This window comes from Candidatus Limimorpha avicola (assembly GCF_056978975.1).
Window position 1 is genome coordinate 1 of record NZ_DBMCYK010000027.1, and the last position, 16,899, is coordinate 16,899.

Annotated in this window: 12 protein-coding genes; 10 read left to right on the forward strand and 2 right to left on the reverse strand. The window is 37.2% G+C overall.

Annotated elements, in window-relative coordinates:
- Window positions 1–294 precede the first annotated feature (294 nt).
- From ACZOVS_RS09985 to ACZOVS_RS10015, 7 genes are all read left to right on the forward strand, one after another.
- The gene (locus ACZOVS_RS09985; RefSeq protein ID WP_483997084.1) at window positions 295–1,269 is read left to right on the forward strand and encodes an NAD(P)H-dependent glycerol-3-phosphate dehydrogenase; all 975 of its coding nucleotides are present in this window, start codon (window positions 295–297) and stop codon (window positions 1,267–1,269) included.
- 9 nt (window positions 1,270–1,278) lie between these two features.
- Complete coding sequence (locus ACZOVS_RS09990) at window positions 1,279–2,799, forward strand: lipopolysaccharide biosynthesis protein (RefSeq protein WP_483997085.1); 1,521 nt, start codon at window positions 1,279–1,281, stop codon at window positions 2,797–2,799.
- Window positions 2,800–2,930: 131 nt separating this feature from the next.
- On the forward strand, window positions 2,931–3,962 hold the full coding sequence (locus tag ACZOVS_RS09995; protein WP_483997086.1) for a GHMP family kinase ATP-binding protein: 1,032 nt from the start codon (window positions 2,931–2,933) through the stop codon (window positions 3,960–3,962).
- A gap of 1 nt (window position 3,963) precedes the next feature.
- The gene (locus ACZOVS_RS10000) at window positions 3,964–4,668 is read left to right on the forward strand and encodes a nucleotidyltransferase family protein (protein WP_483997087.1); all 705 of its coding nucleotides are present in this window, start codon (window positions 3,964–3,966) and stop codon (window positions 4,666–4,668) included.
- A 3-nt stretch (window positions 4,669–4,671) separates the two neighbouring features.
- The gene (locus ACZOVS_RS10005; protein WP_483997088.1) at window positions 4,672–5,799 is read left to right on the forward strand and encodes a glycosyltransferase; all 1,128 of its coding nucleotides are present in this window, start codon (window positions 4,672–4,674) and stop codon (window positions 5,797–5,799) included.
- Between the two features lie 9 nt (window positions 5,800–5,808).
- Window positions 5,809–6,576: a class I SAM-dependent methyltransferase gene (locus ACZOVS_RS10010; RefSeq protein ID WP_483997089.1), complete on the forward strand. Its 768-nt coding sequence runs from the start codon at window positions 5,809–5,811 to the stop codon at window positions 6,574–6,576.
- Between the two features lie 797 nt (window positions 6,577–7,373).
- A complete protein-coding gene (locus tag ACZOVS_RS10015; RefSeq protein ID WP_483997090.1) occupies window positions 7,374–8,459 on the forward strand; it encodes a linear amide C-N hydrolase in 1,086 nt (361 codons plus the stop codon).
- Window positions 8,460–8,592: 133 nt separating this feature from the next.
- Here the strand turns inward: ACZOVS_RS10015 and rpsA are convergent, their stop codons facing one another.
- Window positions 8,593–10,476, reverse strand: a complete 1,884-nt coding sequence (gene rpsA / locus ACZOVS_RS10020) for a 30S ribosomal protein S1 (protein ID WP_483997091.1) — start codon at window positions 10,474–10,476, stop codon at window positions 8,593–8,595.
- Window positions 10,477–11,396: 920 nt separating this feature from the next.
- Between rpsA and ACZOVS_RS10025 the strand changes: the two genes are divergently transcribed.
- From ACZOVS_RS10025 to idi, 3 genes are all read left to right on the forward strand, one after another.
- Window positions 11,397–13,349, forward strand: coding sequence for a T9SS type A sorting domain-containing protein (locus ACZOVS_RS10025; RefSeq protein ID WP_483997092.1), 1,953 nt, complete (start codon window positions 11,397–11,399; stop codon window positions 13,347–13,349).
- Window positions 13,350–13,478: 129 nt separating this feature from the next.
- Window positions 13,479–14,546, forward strand: a complete 1,068-nt coding sequence (gene ychF, locus ACZOVS_RS10030; protein ID WP_483997093.1) for a redox-regulated ATPase YchF — start codon at window positions 13,479–13,481, stop codon at window positions 14,544–14,546.
- A 14-nt stretch (window positions 14,547–14,560) separates the two neighbouring features.
- Window positions 14,561–15,082 (forward strand): isopentenyl-diphosphate Delta-isomerase, encoded by a 522-nt coding sequence (gene idi / locus ACZOVS_RS10035; protein ID WP_483997094.1) that lies wholly within the window; start codon window positions 14,561–14,563, stop codon window positions 15,080–15,082.
- A gap of 421 nt (window positions 15,083–15,503) precedes the next feature.
- Here idi and ACZOVS_RS10040 read toward each other — a convergent pair whose 3' ends face one another.
- Entirely contained in the window at window positions 15,504–16,799 is a 1,296-nt protein-coding gene (locus ACZOVS_RS10040) for a DUF6198 family protein (protein ID WP_483997095.1), read from the reverse strand.
- Window positions 16,800–16,899 lie beyond the last annotated feature (100 nt).

Genomic DNA, 16,899 nt, shown 5'->3' on the forward strand with positions numbered 1-16,899 from the left:
AATGACCCTTCTGAGTTGCTTGCCATCCTCCTCCTCCCTTTCCGCTACGCTCCAAGGACGGAGGAGGATGGTTGCACTTCTATCTTGAATCTATATTTTTTTTAAAAAATTATAAAGTACGATAATCAATGATATATCAAAATGACTCGTTTTTTATTATTATCATTTAAAATAAAAGATATTGCTGATAAATATTTCATGTAAAAATTCTCATAATCTAAACTCGAGTAAATCTTTATTTGACTTTTTGAAAATTATCGTATCTTTGAAGTCTGAAAATGAAAATTGTGTAAAATGAAGAAAGTGGTTTTCGTGGGAAGCGGTGCTATCGCCACTGCATTGGGTGATATTATTGCAGAGAAGAAAAAAAATGAGACAATATTGCTGTCCATAGAAGATGAAGTCGTTAAAATGATTAATGAGCAACGTCTCAATACATTATACTTTCCCAAATATTTGTTGAGCGAAAATCTTAAGGCAACAAACGACAAAAGAGTGTTGGAGGATGCCGATGTGGTGATGATGGCAATACCTTCTACGGCAGTGGTGGATTATCTTAAGGAGAATCAGTCGTTTCTTAATCCTTCAGCCTTGATAGTCAACCTTGCAAAAGGTTTCGGCAATGGTGGTCAGATAATACCCGACAGCCTGACGAGTTTTTTGCCCAATCCTATCATTTCTTTGAAAGGTCCTTCTTTTGCACGTGAGATTATCAACAGACAGGAAACAGGTCTTACGGCTGCTTCTTATGACAAATATCTGTATCCTATCATCACCGACTTGTTTGAAGGTACTAATATACGTACTGATTTTACTACTGATGTTTCAGGCGTGGAACATGCAAGCATTCTGAAAAATATCTACGCTATTATAATAGGTATGGTAGATGCAGGTTTCGACTCTGCCAATATGAGAGCAATCGTTATAACAAAAGCTCTTAACGAAATGAGAAATCTGGTTATGGTTTTCGGAGGCAGAGAGCAGACGCTGTTTAACTATTGCGGATTCGGAGACTTCTCGTTGACTGCCCTTAACGACATGAGTCGTAACAGAACTCTTGGTTTGCTTATGGGTAAAGGCTTCTTTACCAGCAGTATTTCCGACAAGGTGGTCCTCGAAGGTCGTATCGCCGTGGATGTCTTTTATAATAAATTAAAGAAGAATGATTTGGATACAGAAATGTATCCATTGATGTCCGAATTATATAAGGTGTTCAATGACCCTGACTATAAGACAATGCGTTTTGTAAGGAATATTCTCGCTAAATGACAATCTGAGATGGGTATAGTGGCAAGACAGAGTATCAAAGGCACTATCATCAATTATATTGGTGTTGCGGTGGGGTTTGTCACTACATTTTTTGTGATGACGAAATATCTTACTGCTGAAGAGGTGGGATTGACACGCGTGCTCACCGACGCAGCCATATTGATGTCGAGCCTCGCCCAGTTGGGGACCAATACCTCTGCAATGCGCTATTATCCTTATTTTAAAGATGACGCTAATCGCGATAATGGTTTCTTCGGTTGGACCATTCTTATTCCTGCTATAGGATTTGTAATGTTTTTGATATTGTTTTTCATCTTTAAAGATTCTATAGTATATTATTTCTCGGAGTCATCTTCTTTGTTTGTAGATTATCTGTATTTTGTCATTCCAATGTCATTTTTCATGTTGTATTTGACGGTCTTCGAGACGAATTCCAACGTGTTGATGCGCATTGCGGTGCCAAAGTTTATCAGAGAGGTCGGCATACGTGTCTTTACTCTTGCAGATTATCTTTTTTATGCTTTCGATATCATTACTCTCGACGGCATGGTGATAGGCTTATGTCTTGCTTATGTCATAGCCACTCTGTTGAATGTTGTCTATTTATTGTCTTTGAAACGGGTGTCATTCAAAATCAAACCGTCATTTGTCTCAAAATCGTTGCGCAGGGACTTTTTATTATATACTTTCTTCTTATTAGTATCGTCGATAGTTACTAATGTGCCGGTAATCAATACATTTTTCATATCCGGAAGTTTAGGCTTGGCATTTACCGGTGTTTATACCATTGCTGTGTATATTTCGAATCTTGTGGAAATGCCATATCGTTCTTTAGGTGCCATATCAAAACCTCGTCTTGCACAGGCAATCAAGGATAACGATATTTATGAGACTCGTGAATTGTGTAAAAGCGTATCCTTTCACCAGTTGATAGTAGGATTGTTGGTCTTCTTTGTTATTACTATCAATATAGACTTGTTTTATACCATACTTCCCAATGGAGAGGTTTATGCTGACGGCAAATGGGTGTTTATCCTTCTCGGCATTGTAAAACTTTTTAATTCGACCCTTAATATAGGCGTTACGGTGTTGAGTTATTCTAAATATTATTACTTTTCTCTGTTTTCTACCATTATATTGATGGTGTTGAATATAATATTCAATATCAACTTCATTCCGGTACTTGGCATGGAAGGTGCCGCTCTCGCATCTTTACTGTCGTATGCTATATATTATGTGTTGATTTTGTCTTTGATATGGTTTAAATTGAAAGTATCTCCGTTCTCCGTTAAGCAGATTACTGTTATTTTCTTGATTATTATACTTTTTGCTTTAAATATTCTGATGACCGATACGATATCGGTATGGTTCGTAGAGTTGTTCAATGCCTCTGTTTTCGGAATCATATTCGAGGCATTGCTTCGTACTGTAATACTCGTATTCATCGCTGTGTTTGTGATATATCATCTGAAATTGTCGGAACAGATTAATTATATTATTGAAAAGGCTTTGCCTTTTATAAAAAAATGATATTTCCTGTTTTTTCTGAAGATTTACAAGTTGAAGTCAGAGTATTTTGTTAATTTTCACAAACAATTATTTTGTCGTAAAAGCAATTTTGTGATATAAATTACTATCTTTGTAGCATAAAAAATGAGTTTATGATAGTTCGCAGCAAAGCACCTCTTCGTCTTGGTCTTGCCGGTGGTGGCAGTGACTTATCGCCTTATTGCGACATTTATGGAGGTTATGTTCTTAATGCTACAATAAATTTATATGCTTATTGTACCATAGAAGAGACAGATAATGGCAAGATTGAAATCGAAGCGACAGACTTGCATCAGCGGCAGGTTTTTGACTGTATAGGAGAATTGCCTGTCGATGGACAACTCGATTTGCATAAAGGTGTTTACAATTATATAGTAAAGAATTTCGACTTTAAGCCTTGTTCATTTAAAATCACTACTTATTCCGATGCTCCGGCAGGTTCCGGTCTCGGGTCGTCATCTACTATGGTGGTTTGTATCATCAAGGCTTTTGCTGAATGGCTTAATCTGCCTGTTGGTGAATATGAGCTCGCTCTTATGGCATATATTATTGAACGTAAAGATTTGGGACTTAGCGGTGGAAAACAGGACCAATATGCTGCTGCTTTCGGTGGATTTAATTTTATGGAGTTTTTGAAAAACGGGCAGGTCATTGTAAATCCCTTGAGGGTGAAACGCTGGATTATCGATGAGCTGGAGTCTTCCTTGGTGTTGTATTATACCGGTGCTTCAAGGTCTTCTGCCGCCATCATAGAAGAACAGAAGAAAAACACCTCCTCGGGCAATGTGTCTGCCATCGATGCCATGCACAAGATTAAACAGAGTGCTGTCGATATGAAAACGGCATTGCTTAAAGGTGATATCAAGACGTTTTCTTCAATAATGGGTGAGGCTTGGGAGAACAAAAAGAAGATGGCCTCCGCCATAACCAATGATGAGATACAACATGTTTTCGATATTGCGATGGCTGCAGGTGCTGTCTCGGGCAAGGTGAGTGGCGCCGGCGGTGGCGGTTTTATTTTCTTTGCCGTGGAACCTACACGCAAACGTAATGTGATTGAGGCTCTCAATGTTTGCAGAGGACAGGTCTTTCCTCTGTCTTTTAGTGACGGTGGCTCTCATGGGTGGAAAATTTATCATGAATAAGATGGATGTCATAATATTGGCAGGCGGTCTCGGCACACGTCTGCGCTCTGTGGTGTCGGACTTGCCCAAATGTCTCGCTCCCGTAAACGACAGACCTTTCCTTTATTATCTGTTTCAATATCTTAAAGGATACAATATCGACAGAGTGATACTTTCAGTGGGATACCTCCATGAACAGGTTCAGGAATGGGTTTCTTCGGCAAGGTCGTTGTTTCCTTTCGAGGTGCTTTATGCCGTGGAAAAAACTCCTTTGGGAACAGGCGGTGGTGTCAGGTTGGCAATGTCGTATGCTGACACAGATAATGTCTTGATATTGAATGGCGATACCTTTTTTTATGTTGATTTGTTGAAAATGTCACGCTCTCATCTGTCTTCCGGCAAACCCGTCACCGTCGCATTGAAATATCTTGAAAACTTCGACCGTTATGGTTCTGTGGAACTTGATGGTAATGGCATGGTGGCGGCATTCCATGAGAAACATTATTGCGATAAGGGTTTTATCAATGGCGGCGTTTGCATGATAAAGAGAGAGCCCGAGATGTTCGATGGTATGCCGGATAAGTTTTCTTTTGAAACAATGCTGCTGGAACCATACGCTGCTTCTCTGAGAGTTAATGGTTTTGTCGATGACGGCTATTTTATTGACATCGGTATTCCGGAAGATTATGAAAAGGCATGTATGGATTTGAAAGATTATAAATTCTGAATCATGAAGATTGTATTGTTGGGAACATCATATCCTTATCGCGGAGGTCTCGCAAGTTTTAATGAACGTCTTGTCCGTCAGTTTCAGGATGAGGGCTTCGATGCTGAGATATTTACTTTTACTGTACAATATCCATCGCTGTTGTTCCCTGGTAAAACACAATATTCTAATGAACCTGCTCCTGACAATTTGAGAATAACACGTTGCGTTAATTCTGTGAATCCATTTAACTGGATTAAGGTGGGAAGAGAATTGATGAAATCGGCTCCTGATATTGTGATAATTAAGTTCTGGATTCCGTTGATGGCTCCTTGTTTCGGCACAATAGCACGCATTGCAAAACGTAATAAAAAGACCAAGATTGTCTCTATCCTTGACAATATTGTACCTCATGAGAAACGTTGGGGCGATAAGTTACTTGCAAAATATTTTGTGAAATCTGTTGACGCTTTTGTCGCCATGTCAAAATCTGTCATGGACGACCTTGCTGCTTTCGATACTGTAAAACCTCGACTGCTGATGCCTCATCCGGTTTTTGATAATTTTGGTAGCAAAATCGATAGAAAAACAGCTTTGTCATTTTTGAAACTTGATGAAAATCAAAAATATATGCTGTTTTTTGGAATAATACGAGATTATAAGGGGCTTGATTTACTGTTGCAGGCGTTCTCTGATGAACGTTTTAAATGTTTGAATGTAAAATTGATAGTCGCAGGAGAGTTTTATAATGATGAGGAACGTTACAGAAAAATGGAACAGGACCTTAATTTGAAAGACAGAATTATTTGGTTCGACAAGTTCATACCGGACAGCGAGGTGAGGTATTTCTTTAATGCGGCTGACATTATTGTACAACCTTATAAGTCGGCAACACAAAGCGGTGTTACCCAGATTGGTTATCATTTTGAACGACCTATGCTTGTAACCGATGTGGGTGGGTTGAAGGAAATTATTCCTGATGGTAAAGTGGGTTATGTCGTCAAACCGCAAGCAGACAGTATTGCTGAAGCATTGCTGGATTTCTTTACTCATGACCGTATGAAAGAGTTTGAAGATAATCTTAAAGAAGAAAAAAAGAAATATTCATGGGCTAACATGACGCATGGCATTATAGAAGTTGCTCGTAAATAATTATTGATAATGAAAAAGTTGATTTCATTGATAACAAGGATTTTCCCTCGTCAGATGTTGATAAGGTTCAGTTATCTTTTCAGTTTGCTGATACGACCGTTTTATTGGGGCAATAAGGTGGAATGCCCGATTTGTGGAGGACATTTTCGTAAGTTCTTGCCGTACGGATATGGCGAAGCTATGGATAACAGATTGTGCCCCAAATGTTTGTCCCTTGAACGTCATAGGTTGTTATGGCTTTATCTCAAAGAGAAAACAGGCTTTTTTACCGATAACTTGAAAGTGTTGCATTTTGCTCCTGAACAGCCGTTTTTGAAACGTTTCAGGGCATTGAAAAATCTCGATTATACTACTGCTGATATAGATTCTCCCATAGCAGATCTTAATCTTGACGTTACAGAGATGAATATACCTGATAATCAGTATGATGTGTTGATTTGTAATCATGTGCTTGAACATGTTGACAATGTGGACAAGGCTTTTTCCGAGATAAAAAGGGTTCTGAAGCCGGGCGGCTGGGCTATTCTGATGGTGCCTATAAATCCTGATGTCGATACTTTTGAAGATCCTTCTGTCACTGACCCTGAAGAACGGAAACGTCTTTTCGGGCAATATGACCATGTGCGACAGTTTGGACGTGACTATGCTGATGTGCTTTCAAAAGCCGGATTCAAAGTCACTGCTGATAGACTTTATTATGAGCTGCCTGATGAAAAAAGAGAAAAAATGCATCTCGCAAGAAAGGGAGAGGAACTGGTTTATGTTGCCAAAGTGTGATGTTGTTTACTGCCATTATTTGATTATTATATTTTTTATTGAAACAATAATAAAAGGAATTACATTGTTTTAGTATCTTTATTATTTAAGATGATAATTTGATTTATTACTTTCTTAAAAAAGCAATGATTTTTTTGTCTGACAAATGAGGTGTCTTTTGTTTTCATTACTGTCCGGCGGGAATTGTGCTATTGAGATAATTATATAGTATATGATTATTTTGAATAGATTTTGCATTTTATCAACATATTGTAGAGCGTTATATGTGATGTATCTGTTATTGTTTGTTTATAGATTTAAGATATAATATTTTGTTATAAAAATATTAATTTATTGATATTTAAAAGTTATATCAGCCTTTAATAATTTTTTGTTAAAAACAATGTTTTATAAGAAAAAATATTTTAGATTTGTCCTGTTTTAAATGATATTGTAGATATTCAGATAGATGATAAAGGAAATAAGAGTAATGAATTTTAAAGGAACAATAGAAATATATTATATAAAGAATAGGAAAAAACGATCATAAAAACAAAAAATGAAAGGAATAATGACTATAGACGGACAAATTTTTGTGACGTGGCGTCGCATTACGGTCCAGGTTAGCAGGGTTCTATTGGAGTCATGCGTCGCACGAGAACTCTACTCAGAACGTGAACAACTTCTGCTTTAGCAGTGAATGTTTTCTGTTTTTTATATCATGTTAAATGATCTGACAAAAGAAAATATATGTTATTAAAATTACTTGTAAATACAACATTAAGGAATATTTTTTGTTACAATAAAAAAATAATAAAATGAAGAGAGTACATTTATTTACGATTATTGCAGTTTTGTTATTGTACGGCAAAACTTCGGAAGCTTGTACCGGCATCTCTATGACTGCCGGGGATAAGAGTTACATTCAGGCAAGAACAATAGAGTGGGGAGGATCCAACCTTGAGAGTCAATATGTTATAGTGCCACGTAATATGACACAAACCTCCTATACTCCAACTGGTGTCAATGGTCTTACTTTTAAGTCTAAGTACGGTTATGTCGGACTTGCTGTGGTGCAAAAGGAATTCGTTGCAGAAGGTATCAATGAAGCCGGATTGTCGGCGGGGCTTTTCTATTTCCCGAATTATGGCAGCTATAAGGATTATGATTCCAAATACAACTCAACTACTATTGCCGACCTTCAACTCGTTTCATGGATGTTGTCGCAATTTGCCACTGTAGATGAAGTTGTCAACTCAATTAATAATGTCAGAGTGGTATCTATACAGAATGATGAGAATTCGTCTTCATCGGCAATACACTGGCGTGTCGGTGACCCTTCCGGAAAACAGATAGTGATAGAAATTGTTGATGGTGTTACCAATATTTATAATAATACTGTAGGTGTACTTACCAATTCTCCCGGTTTTCCATGGCAACTTACTAATCTTAATAATTATGTGAATCTTCATGCCGGTTCTGCTGCTCCTAATCTTATAGATGGCATGAAACTATCTCCTACAGGTGCTGGTTCCGGTTTACTCGGTCTTCCGGGTGATTATACTCCTCCGTCCCGATTTGTGAGAGTGGCTTTCTTTAAAGCTACGGCACCTGTCCTTAATACTGCTTTGGAGACAGTAAATCAGTGTTTTAATATATTGAATAATTTCGATATACCTATAGGTACAGAGTTTACAAAAAATGAAATTACTGATTTGCCGAGTGCTACACAATGGACTTCTGTTATCGACCTTACACATAAAGAGGTGTATTTCAAGACCATGTACAATAATACTATCAGAAAGATTTCTCTTGATGATATAGATTTTGCCAAGGTGAAATATCAGTCACATCCTCTTGATAAAGAAAAAGTTCAGCCTATAGTGGATATTAAGGTAAGATGATGATTTATCATCAAGGCATTTCGGATGGCATCGTAATGTTAATGTTACAATTTGTCGATTCGTTAATATATAAATATAAAAGAGTGCGTTGTTGGCGCACTCTTTTCATTTGAATAGTTCAAGAAAAACAAAATTATTGTTTATTTTCTTTCTCAGCTTTCTCAAAGTTTTCTTTCAGTTCATTCAAAACTTCAAGGTCGCCCAATGTGGCACGTTCTACACTGTCGTTGATCTGTTTAACGACACGTTTTGCGCTTCTTTGAGCTTTCTCTTTGCTCTCGTTCTCTGCTTCAGCCTCAGCAGCGGCTTTGTCTTCCCAGATACGTGAGTGTGAGAGTATGATCTTCTTGTTTTCTTTTGAGAACTCAATGACTTTGAAAGGCAATTTTTCATCGACTTTAGCCATGGTGCCGTCTTCTTTCTTCAGATGACGAGTTGGGCAGAAGCCTTCTACACCGTAGAGCAATGAAACTACTACGCCTTTGTCGCTCGAGTTGATGATGGTCCCTTGTTGGATAGAACCTACTGTAAATACGCTTTCAAATACATCCCAGGGATTCTCGTCCAATTGTTTGTGTCCTAAACTGAGACGGCGGTTTTCTTCATCCACGTCAAGAACAACAACATCAATCTTATCACCGATTTTAGTAAATTCTGCCGGATGTTTGATTTTCTTCGACCAGCTGAGGTCAGAGATGTGTATCAAACCGTCAACACCTTCTTCTAATTCTACAAAAATACCGAAGTTGGTGAAATTACGTACTGTAGCAGTGTGTTTGGAACCTTTGGGATAACGTTCTGTGATGTTTGTCCATGGGTCAGGGATGAGTTGTTTCATGCCGAGTGACATCTTACGTTCTTCACGGTCCAAAGTCAAAATCTTGGCTTCCACTTCATCTCCGATCTTCAGGAAGTCCTGTGCTGTACGTAGATGCTGTGACCAGGACATTTCTGACACGTGAATCAAACCTTCCACTCCAGGAGCTATTTCTATGAATGCACCATAGTCGGCTATGACAACGACTTTGCCCTTAACGACGTCTCCGACTTTCAAATTAGGATCCAAAGCATCCCACGGATGTGGCGTGAGTTGTTTCAAACCGAGAGCAATACGTTTCTTGTTGTCATCGAAGTCGAGAATGACAACTTTGATTTGTTGGTCTAATTTGACTATTTCTTCCGGATGATTGATACGACCCCATGACAAGTCTGTGATGTGGATAAGACCGTCAACACCGCCGAGATCGATGAATACACCGTATGATGTGATATTCTTGACAACGCCTTCAAGAACCTGACCTTTCTCCAACTTGCTGATGATTTCCATCTTCTGTTGTTCAAGCTCGTCTTCTATCAATGCTTTGTGTGATACAACGACATTCTTGTATTCCTGGTTGATCTTGACAACCTTGAATTCCATGATGCTGTCAACGTAAACATCATAATCTCTGATGGGTTTGACGTCGATTTGTGAACCCGGCAAGAATGCTTCAATGCCGAATACGTCAACGATGAGACCTCCCTTGGTACGGCTTTTGACATAACCTTGAATGATTTCTTGTTTGTCGTATGCCTCGTTAACACGATCCCATGACTTCAGGATACGTGCTTTCTTGTGTGAAAGTATCAATTGACCGTTTGAGCCTTCTTGATTCTCAACATAAACTTCAATCTTGTCTCCAACCTTTAAATTGGGGTTGTGACGGAACTCCGAAATCGGAATAACACCATCTGACTTGAATCCGATGTTGACTACTACTTCACGTGCGGTCTTGGCTACTACTGTGCCTTCAATGACTTCATGATCGCCGATTTGACTCATGGTCTTTTCGTACATTGCCTCTAATCTGGCACGCTCTTCACTCTTGTAATTGTCGTGTTTTTTCGGATCACTGTCCCAATCGAAATCTTCTGCAGGAACAGGACGTACTTTAACTTTTTCTTCTTTTTTTACATCTTCTTTTAAAACGTCAACTTTCGGTTGTTCTTCGTTGATGATGTTTTCGTTTTCGCTCATTTTGATTTTTTTGTTTTTGTACCCTATCACCGTCCCGAATTCCGTAACAGGGGATTGTTAAACTGTTGTTTCTGCCTTAAGTCATTGATTATTACTATGTAAGTATCAATTCCGAGAATAGACTTAAAACGCCTGCAAAATTACTAATTCTTTTATTTATTTCAAAGATTTTTTCTGCTTTTTTTGAGTTTTATTTCTTGTTTTCAATATTTTGTATCTTGTAAATGTTTTTCTGATAGTAAAAGATTTTGCTATTACAAGTCAATTGTTCATGTTCTTTGGAAGATTTACCGTGTTTTTTGTCTGGTTATTTGTAGATTTATTGATTGTCAATTACATAATTAAAACATGCACTGTTCTGCAAGTTGTGTTTTTAATTTTCATTATAATATAAAATAAAAACTTATATGCCTTGTTTTTAAAATATATTTCAAAAATAACTTAACTTGTATAAGTAATGATTTATGAATATGTGAGCTTTTATATCCTTTGGTGCAGTCTTTTGAAATGAAGTTGATGAATTTTTCTTTTCGTTGTTTGGTTGATGTAAAATGATTGGCAATTTACATACTGCATCTGTCAATTTATAAATATGTTATATAATTCTTTGATTAGTAGTTGGATAATCTTGTATTTTCGTTTTTATGCAGATAAATGTCACTATTTGTGAGATTGTGTTCTTTATAGAGTTTTTTCTTTATAAAGATTCGTCAAAACAAAAGTTTGTTTATTTAAAGTGTGATTTGTTTCTAATATAATGATATTCATAATCATAAGTGCTTTGTTTATTAAAATTTTTTAGAAAATGTTAAATTGATAAAAAAAGATTAAAATCGAGTTATATATCATTAAAATATTGTATTTTTGCCGCGCAAAAAAAATGTCTTATATAAATTTAAAAAATGAAAAAAATGATTACGATGAAAAGATTTGCAATTATGACATTGTTGTCATTGTTTTTTGGCGTTTCAATAATTTCAAATGCCCAAATTAATGTTTTACGTAATGTAAATATTGATGCAGGCTCATATCAAAAAGCAAAGATTGTCAAGAGTGAAAGAGTTTACAACTACAAGGGTGTTTCTGTCACTATAATGACAGAAAGTCTTGCATGGCCAAATTCTGTTTCCAATGACAAGCGTTTTGCTGCATTACAGTCATTTGATGGAGAGATGAGTTATGTTTGGAGTTTGTCAGGAGAATTGTATAATGTGACGGGTTTATGTTCAGGTGCTTCTGATGCCGGTATTATTGCAGGCACGTTTCGTAATGAGAATGAAGACGCTGTAGCCGGAGTTTGGTACTCTGATATGCAATCATGGGATTTTTTGGGCTATAATCCGGATTTTCCGTATGTATCCGGTTGTGGTGATTATAATGGAGCGTGGAATATGACTAATGAAGGAGATGTTATTGTCGGTCTTCAATATACGACTGAGTATAATGCTGTAGCCATTAAATATTCCAATGGACAATATTCTTGCCTTGAGGCTCCTGCAGGTAGCAATTCAAGAGCCAATGGTATAAGTGATGATGCAGAAGTCATCAGTGGCTGGTACACTAATGAAAATGGTTTTTGGGTTCCTGCCGTATGGGATAATGGTACTCCTGTTGCTGTGGTGGGAGAAGATGCTGATGGTGAAGTGTTGGCAGTGTCATCGAATGGAAGTTTTGCAGTTGGCTATACGGGCGCACAAGGTTTACGCTGGGACCGTAGTGCCGGAGAAACTATGGTGGTCGAGAATACTATTGACATGAATAGCCTATTATTTACTAGTGTTGCAAACGACGGTACCGCTTTTGGTTATACTGCAGGTTTCCCGGCCTTTGCTGAAAACAGACTTGCTGTTGTTTTAACTCCGGAAGGCGAGTTGATGACTTTTACCGAATATGCCGAGATGAGAGGCATGACAGATGCTTCAAACTGGTCTTTCTTTGCTATTGGAGATGTCACGCCCGATGCAGATGCTGTTGTGGGTATGGGTGTTGACCCTGATGGTAATCAGGTTACCTTTTTGTTGGATTTTGATTATGTAGAACTTTGTGGTGCTCCTTCAAACCTTTCTTATCAAATAGAGAATATTAATAACGTCGTCCTTTCTTGGACAGCTCCGGAAAATGCAGAAGGCGTTACATACGAGGTTTATACTGATGCTGCAGCATCAACGCCTTTGGTTGCCGGTATTGAAAGTACAACATGGACAGATTTGGATAAATTTACCGGAAAATATTCATATATAGTTCGAGCTAACTGGTCTGATACTTGTCTTTCCAATCCTTCCAATAAAATCGATGTTGTGGTGAATAATTGCCCGTCTTATGAGATGTGCGACATAGTGTTCGAGATGAGTGATGGATATGGCGACGGCTGGAATGGCTCTTTCATCGATGTCGTGGTTAATGGTTCTGTGATGACTGAAGTGACTCTCTTTGATGGTGCAGAAGGTACTGAAAATGTATCTCTTTGTTCCGATGAGGTGCATTTTGTCTGGCATTCAGGAGGCTTTGACGATGAGATATCTTTCATCATAAAAAATGCTGATGGTGAAGTTATTTATAACTCTGATCAAGGTATAGAAGAAGGAGAGTTCTTGATATATGACCATGTGTGTCCTAATGTGGATGTCATGGAGATGTCTGAAAACTCTGTGAGCGTTTATCCTAATCCTGCCAATACTCAGGTGTCTGTGAAAGGTGAGAATATTGACTCTGTGGAAATCTATAATATGATGGGACAATTCGTGAAAGTCGTTAACTCTAATCTTGACGGTACTGTTATTAATACAACAGACTTGTCGGAAGGCAGCTACTTGTTCAGAGCGATATCCAATGATGGACAAATAATAACTAAGATTGTCGAAATAATTAGATAAAATTATATAGTGATACATATAGAGATGGCATGAGAGAGGATGTGTTGTATTATACATCCTCTTTTTCTTATTTATATTTTTTCTTGATTGTCTTATAGAAATGATTAAATTTGCAAAAAAATTCAACTTATGGCTCTTAATTGCGGAATAATAGGATTGACAAATACAGGCAAGACAACTATATTTAATTGTATATCAAATACTAAGGCGGAAGTGGGATTTGCTGCCAAGTCCAATGTTGGTATGTGTGAGGTCGTTGATGAACGTCTTAAACTTATTGATAATATCTCACATTCACGTCGTATAGTGCCGGCTACGGTGGAAATTGTAGATTTACCCGGATTGAGTAGGGGCGGGCAGGGCGTGGGCAATAAATTGCTCGCCGAAGTGCAGACTGTCGATGCTCTTATTCATGTGCTCCGTTGTTTCGATGATGACAATATTCCTCATAGTGAGGGTAGCATTGATCCTGTCCGTGACATGGAACTCGTTGATTTGGAATTGCAGGTTCGTGACCTCGACCTTGTCACTCGTAAATTGCAAAGAATAGAAAAGTTGCTTAAAAATGGCGAGAAGGATAATAAAAGGGCTTTTGAGGTGCTTTCTGTGTATAAAGAGACTTTGGAAAATATGCAAAATGCCCGTAATGCTCCCGTGACTGACGAAGATAAGATATATATACAAGATATTCAATTGCTTACCGCAAAGCCTATCATGTATGTCTGTAATGTCGATGATGCTTCGGCTCTCACCGGTAACAAGTATTCCGATGCTGTCAAAGCTGCTCTCAATGACGAGGATATGCTGATAATAGCCGGGAAATTGGAGTCGGAGATAGCTGAACTCGATGATGACGACAGGGTTATGTTTATGGAAGATGCCGGCTTGACAGAACCTGGCGTCAATAAACTAGTGCGCCTCGCTTATAAAACTCTTAAACTTCAGTCATTCTTTACCACTGGTCCTGATGAGACTCGTGCTTGGACTATTCATCGTGGCGATACTGCTCCTGTAGCTGCCGGCGTCATACATTCTGACTTGCAACGCGGATTTATTCGTGCTGAAGTGATGTCTGTCAATGATTTCCTGCAATTCGGTTCTGAACAGGCTGTGAAAGAGGCAGGTAAGTTCCGCGTCGAAGGTAAAAATTATATCGTCCGGGATGGCGATATTCTCAATATTCGTTTTAACGTATAACTGATATGCTGATTATGGATGAGTTCGTGGTCTTGATAGATAATGAGGATAACAAAATCGGGCTGATGGAGAAAATGCAGGCTCACCTGCAAGGTGTGCTTCATCGCGCTTTCTCGGTATTTGTCTTTAATGATAATAATGAGATGCTCCTACAGCAAAGAGCATTGTCAAAGTATCATTCTCCCGGATTGTGGACTAATACATGTTGTAGTCACCCCCGTGATGGAGAGTCATATCTCGCTGCTGCTCAACGTCGTATGATGGAAGAGATGGGGTTGCAATGCGATATGGAAGATAAATTCAATTTTATTTATAAGGCTGATGTGGGACAGGGACTTGTGGAACATGAACTCGACCATGTCTTTATCGGACGTACTAATCAAATACCTGTAATTAATAAAGAGGAAGTGGAATCTTGGCGTTATGCCTCTATGGATGAAGTTCGTCATGATGTGAAATCTCACCCTGAATTATATACTGAATGGTTTAAAATAGCTTTAGATAGAGTCGAGAGTTTTTTTTCAATGATGAAATGATGTTTTGTTTTTCAGAAAATTTATATCATTATCAAGATATTGATTGATGTAAACGACTTTTTGAACAGCAGATATTTGGACGGGACGGTTTGTGAATTTATTGTCGATATCGAAATTTTGAATTCAGCCGTATAGATTTCAAAAAAATATGTGAGAATTATTTCATTTATTATGTAAACTATTGTTTGTTTTTTGAAAAATCTGAATAGGATTGGGTAAAATATTTTGTACTTATTTTCGATAAAATGTTATTGAAACTTTCTACTTTTGATAGAGTTGTACTTTTTTATAAATTATATCCATATTATTTGTTTTTTACTTTTTCGGACAGAAATATAATATTATTGTTAATATTTTAAATCTTTATGGCATAATATGATACCAGATACCTCTGAAACATAATAAGTTGTCTTGATAAAGTTTAATGATTATGTGGTTTGTTCTGCATTTTACAGTAAACAGTTTTGACAATTTGACAGGCAGAGTAGATGTCTATGCTTCCTGTATTCAACATTATGTCATATCTATGTGCTTCTCCCCATTTTTCTCCGGTATAGTATTCATAGTGACGGATACGATTATGATTGATTCGTTTTATTTCAATTTCTGCTTTCCCTTTTTCAAGTCCATACAGGGTTGTACAGCGTTCAGATGCATTATTAATGTCGCAATAACAAAATATTTTCAGTACTTTTGGATATTCTTTCAATATAAAGTCTGCACATCTACCAACAATAATGCATGATTCTTTTTCTGCAAGTTCTTGTATTATTTTACTTTCAGATAAAAATAGTACATCATCTGAAGATAAACTGGATTCCATAGATTGTTCACTGCTTCTGGAAAGGATACATTTTAACCAAAAAGATGGAATCGATTGTTCATTTTTTATTATATATTCTTTATCTATGCCGCAACGTAAAGCAGCCATCTCAATAAACTCTTTATCATAAAACTTAATACCTAATTGTTTGGATAGCATCTCGGCAAGCAAATGTCCGCCACTGCCATATTCTCTCGCTATTGTGATGATAATGTTATTGTTGTTTTTTAAAGATTTGTTTTCTCTTATTTCAGGATTTATTATCCATTTGTCAAAAATACTGTAGTAAGGACTGATGAAATGCACTATGGGTCCGACTAATATAGCTGCGGTAATAGTGCCTTCTCTTACACCATGAATGCCATCCATGAAAATAAGAGATAATACACATGCAATGACAAGTAGTGTAATGTCAAATCCAAGTTTTACATAACCAAATTCTTTGTGAAATCTGCGTGTAATTACATTTACAAAATATTCTCCTGACATCATGGCGGCATTTGCTTTGACTTCTAAAGAAATACCGGCAGCTAAAATGATACAACCTAATATTAGTACTGCAATTTGATAAAGATAGTTAGACGGATTGAGCCATGAAAGTATGTACATGGAAAAGTCTATGAACAATCCAAAACAACAGGAAATCGGAATCTGAAACAGATACATCCTTAAATCGGATTTTAGATCTTTACGTGTCATAAAAAATAATTCCAATACTACAAACAATATGTTTATTATGATGGTCCAAATGCCCATAGTGTATGGAGTGAACATGCTTAATACGTATGTTACACTTGTGATAGGTGAAGTGCCTAACATGGCTTTTGTGATAAAAGCAATACCAAAAGCATTTATAAACAAGGATATTATAAATAAAAAATAACGTCGTATAATACAATACTTCGGTAAAAAATTACCGAGAAATTAAAATTAAACAATAGAATCGGTGTTAGCCGGTTCAGAATTATATTAAAGAGATCATTGAAATACTGTC

What these genes read in the sequence shown, in the direction of transcription:
- ACZOVS_RS09985 (WP_483997084.1), top strand. Translation starts at nt 295, where the DNA reads ATGAAGAAAGTGGTTTTCGTGGGAAGCGGTGCTATCGCCACTGCATTG.
- ACZOVS_RS09990 (WP_483997085.1), top strand. Translation starts at nt 1,279, where the DNA reads ATGGGTATAGTGGCAAGACAGAGTATCAAAGGCACTATCATCAATTAT.
- ACZOVS_RS09995 (WP_483997086.1), top strand. Translation starts at nt 2,931, where the DNA reads ATGATAGTTCGCAGCAAAGCACCTCTTCGTCTTGGTCTTGCCGGTGGT.
- ACZOVS_RS10000 (WP_483997087.1), top strand. Translation starts at nt 3,964, where the DNA reads ATGGATGTCATAATATTGGCAGGCGGTCTCGGCACACGTCTGCGCTCT.
- ACZOVS_RS10005 (WP_483997088.1), top strand. Translation starts at nt 4,672, where the DNA reads ATGAAGATTGTATTGTTGGGAACATCATATCCTTATCGCGGAGGTCTC.
- ACZOVS_RS10010 (WP_483997089.1), top strand. Translation starts at nt 5,809, where the DNA reads ATGAAAAAGTTGATTTCATTGATAACAAGGATTTTCCCTCGTCAGATG.
- ACZOVS_RS10015 (WP_483997090.1), top strand. Translation starts at nt 7,374, where the DNA reads ATGAAGAGAGTACATTTATTTACGATTATTGCAGTTTTGTTATTGTAC.
- rpsA (WP_483997091.1), bottom strand. Translation starts at nt 10,476, where the DNA reads ATGAGCGAAAACGAAAACATCATCAACGAAGAACAACCGAAAGTTGAC.
- ACZOVS_RS10025 (WP_483997092.1), top strand. Translation starts at nt 11,397, where the DNA reads ATGAAAAGATTTGCAATTATGACATTGTTGTCATTGTTTTTTGGCGTT.
- ychF (WP_483997093.1), top strand. Translation starts at nt 13,479, where the DNA reads ATGGCTCTTAATTGCGGAATAATAGGATTGACAAATACAGGCAAGACA.
- idi (WP_483997094.1), top strand. Translation starts at nt 14,561, where the DNA reads ATGGATGAGTTCGTGGTCTTGATAGATAATGAGGATAACAAAATCGGG.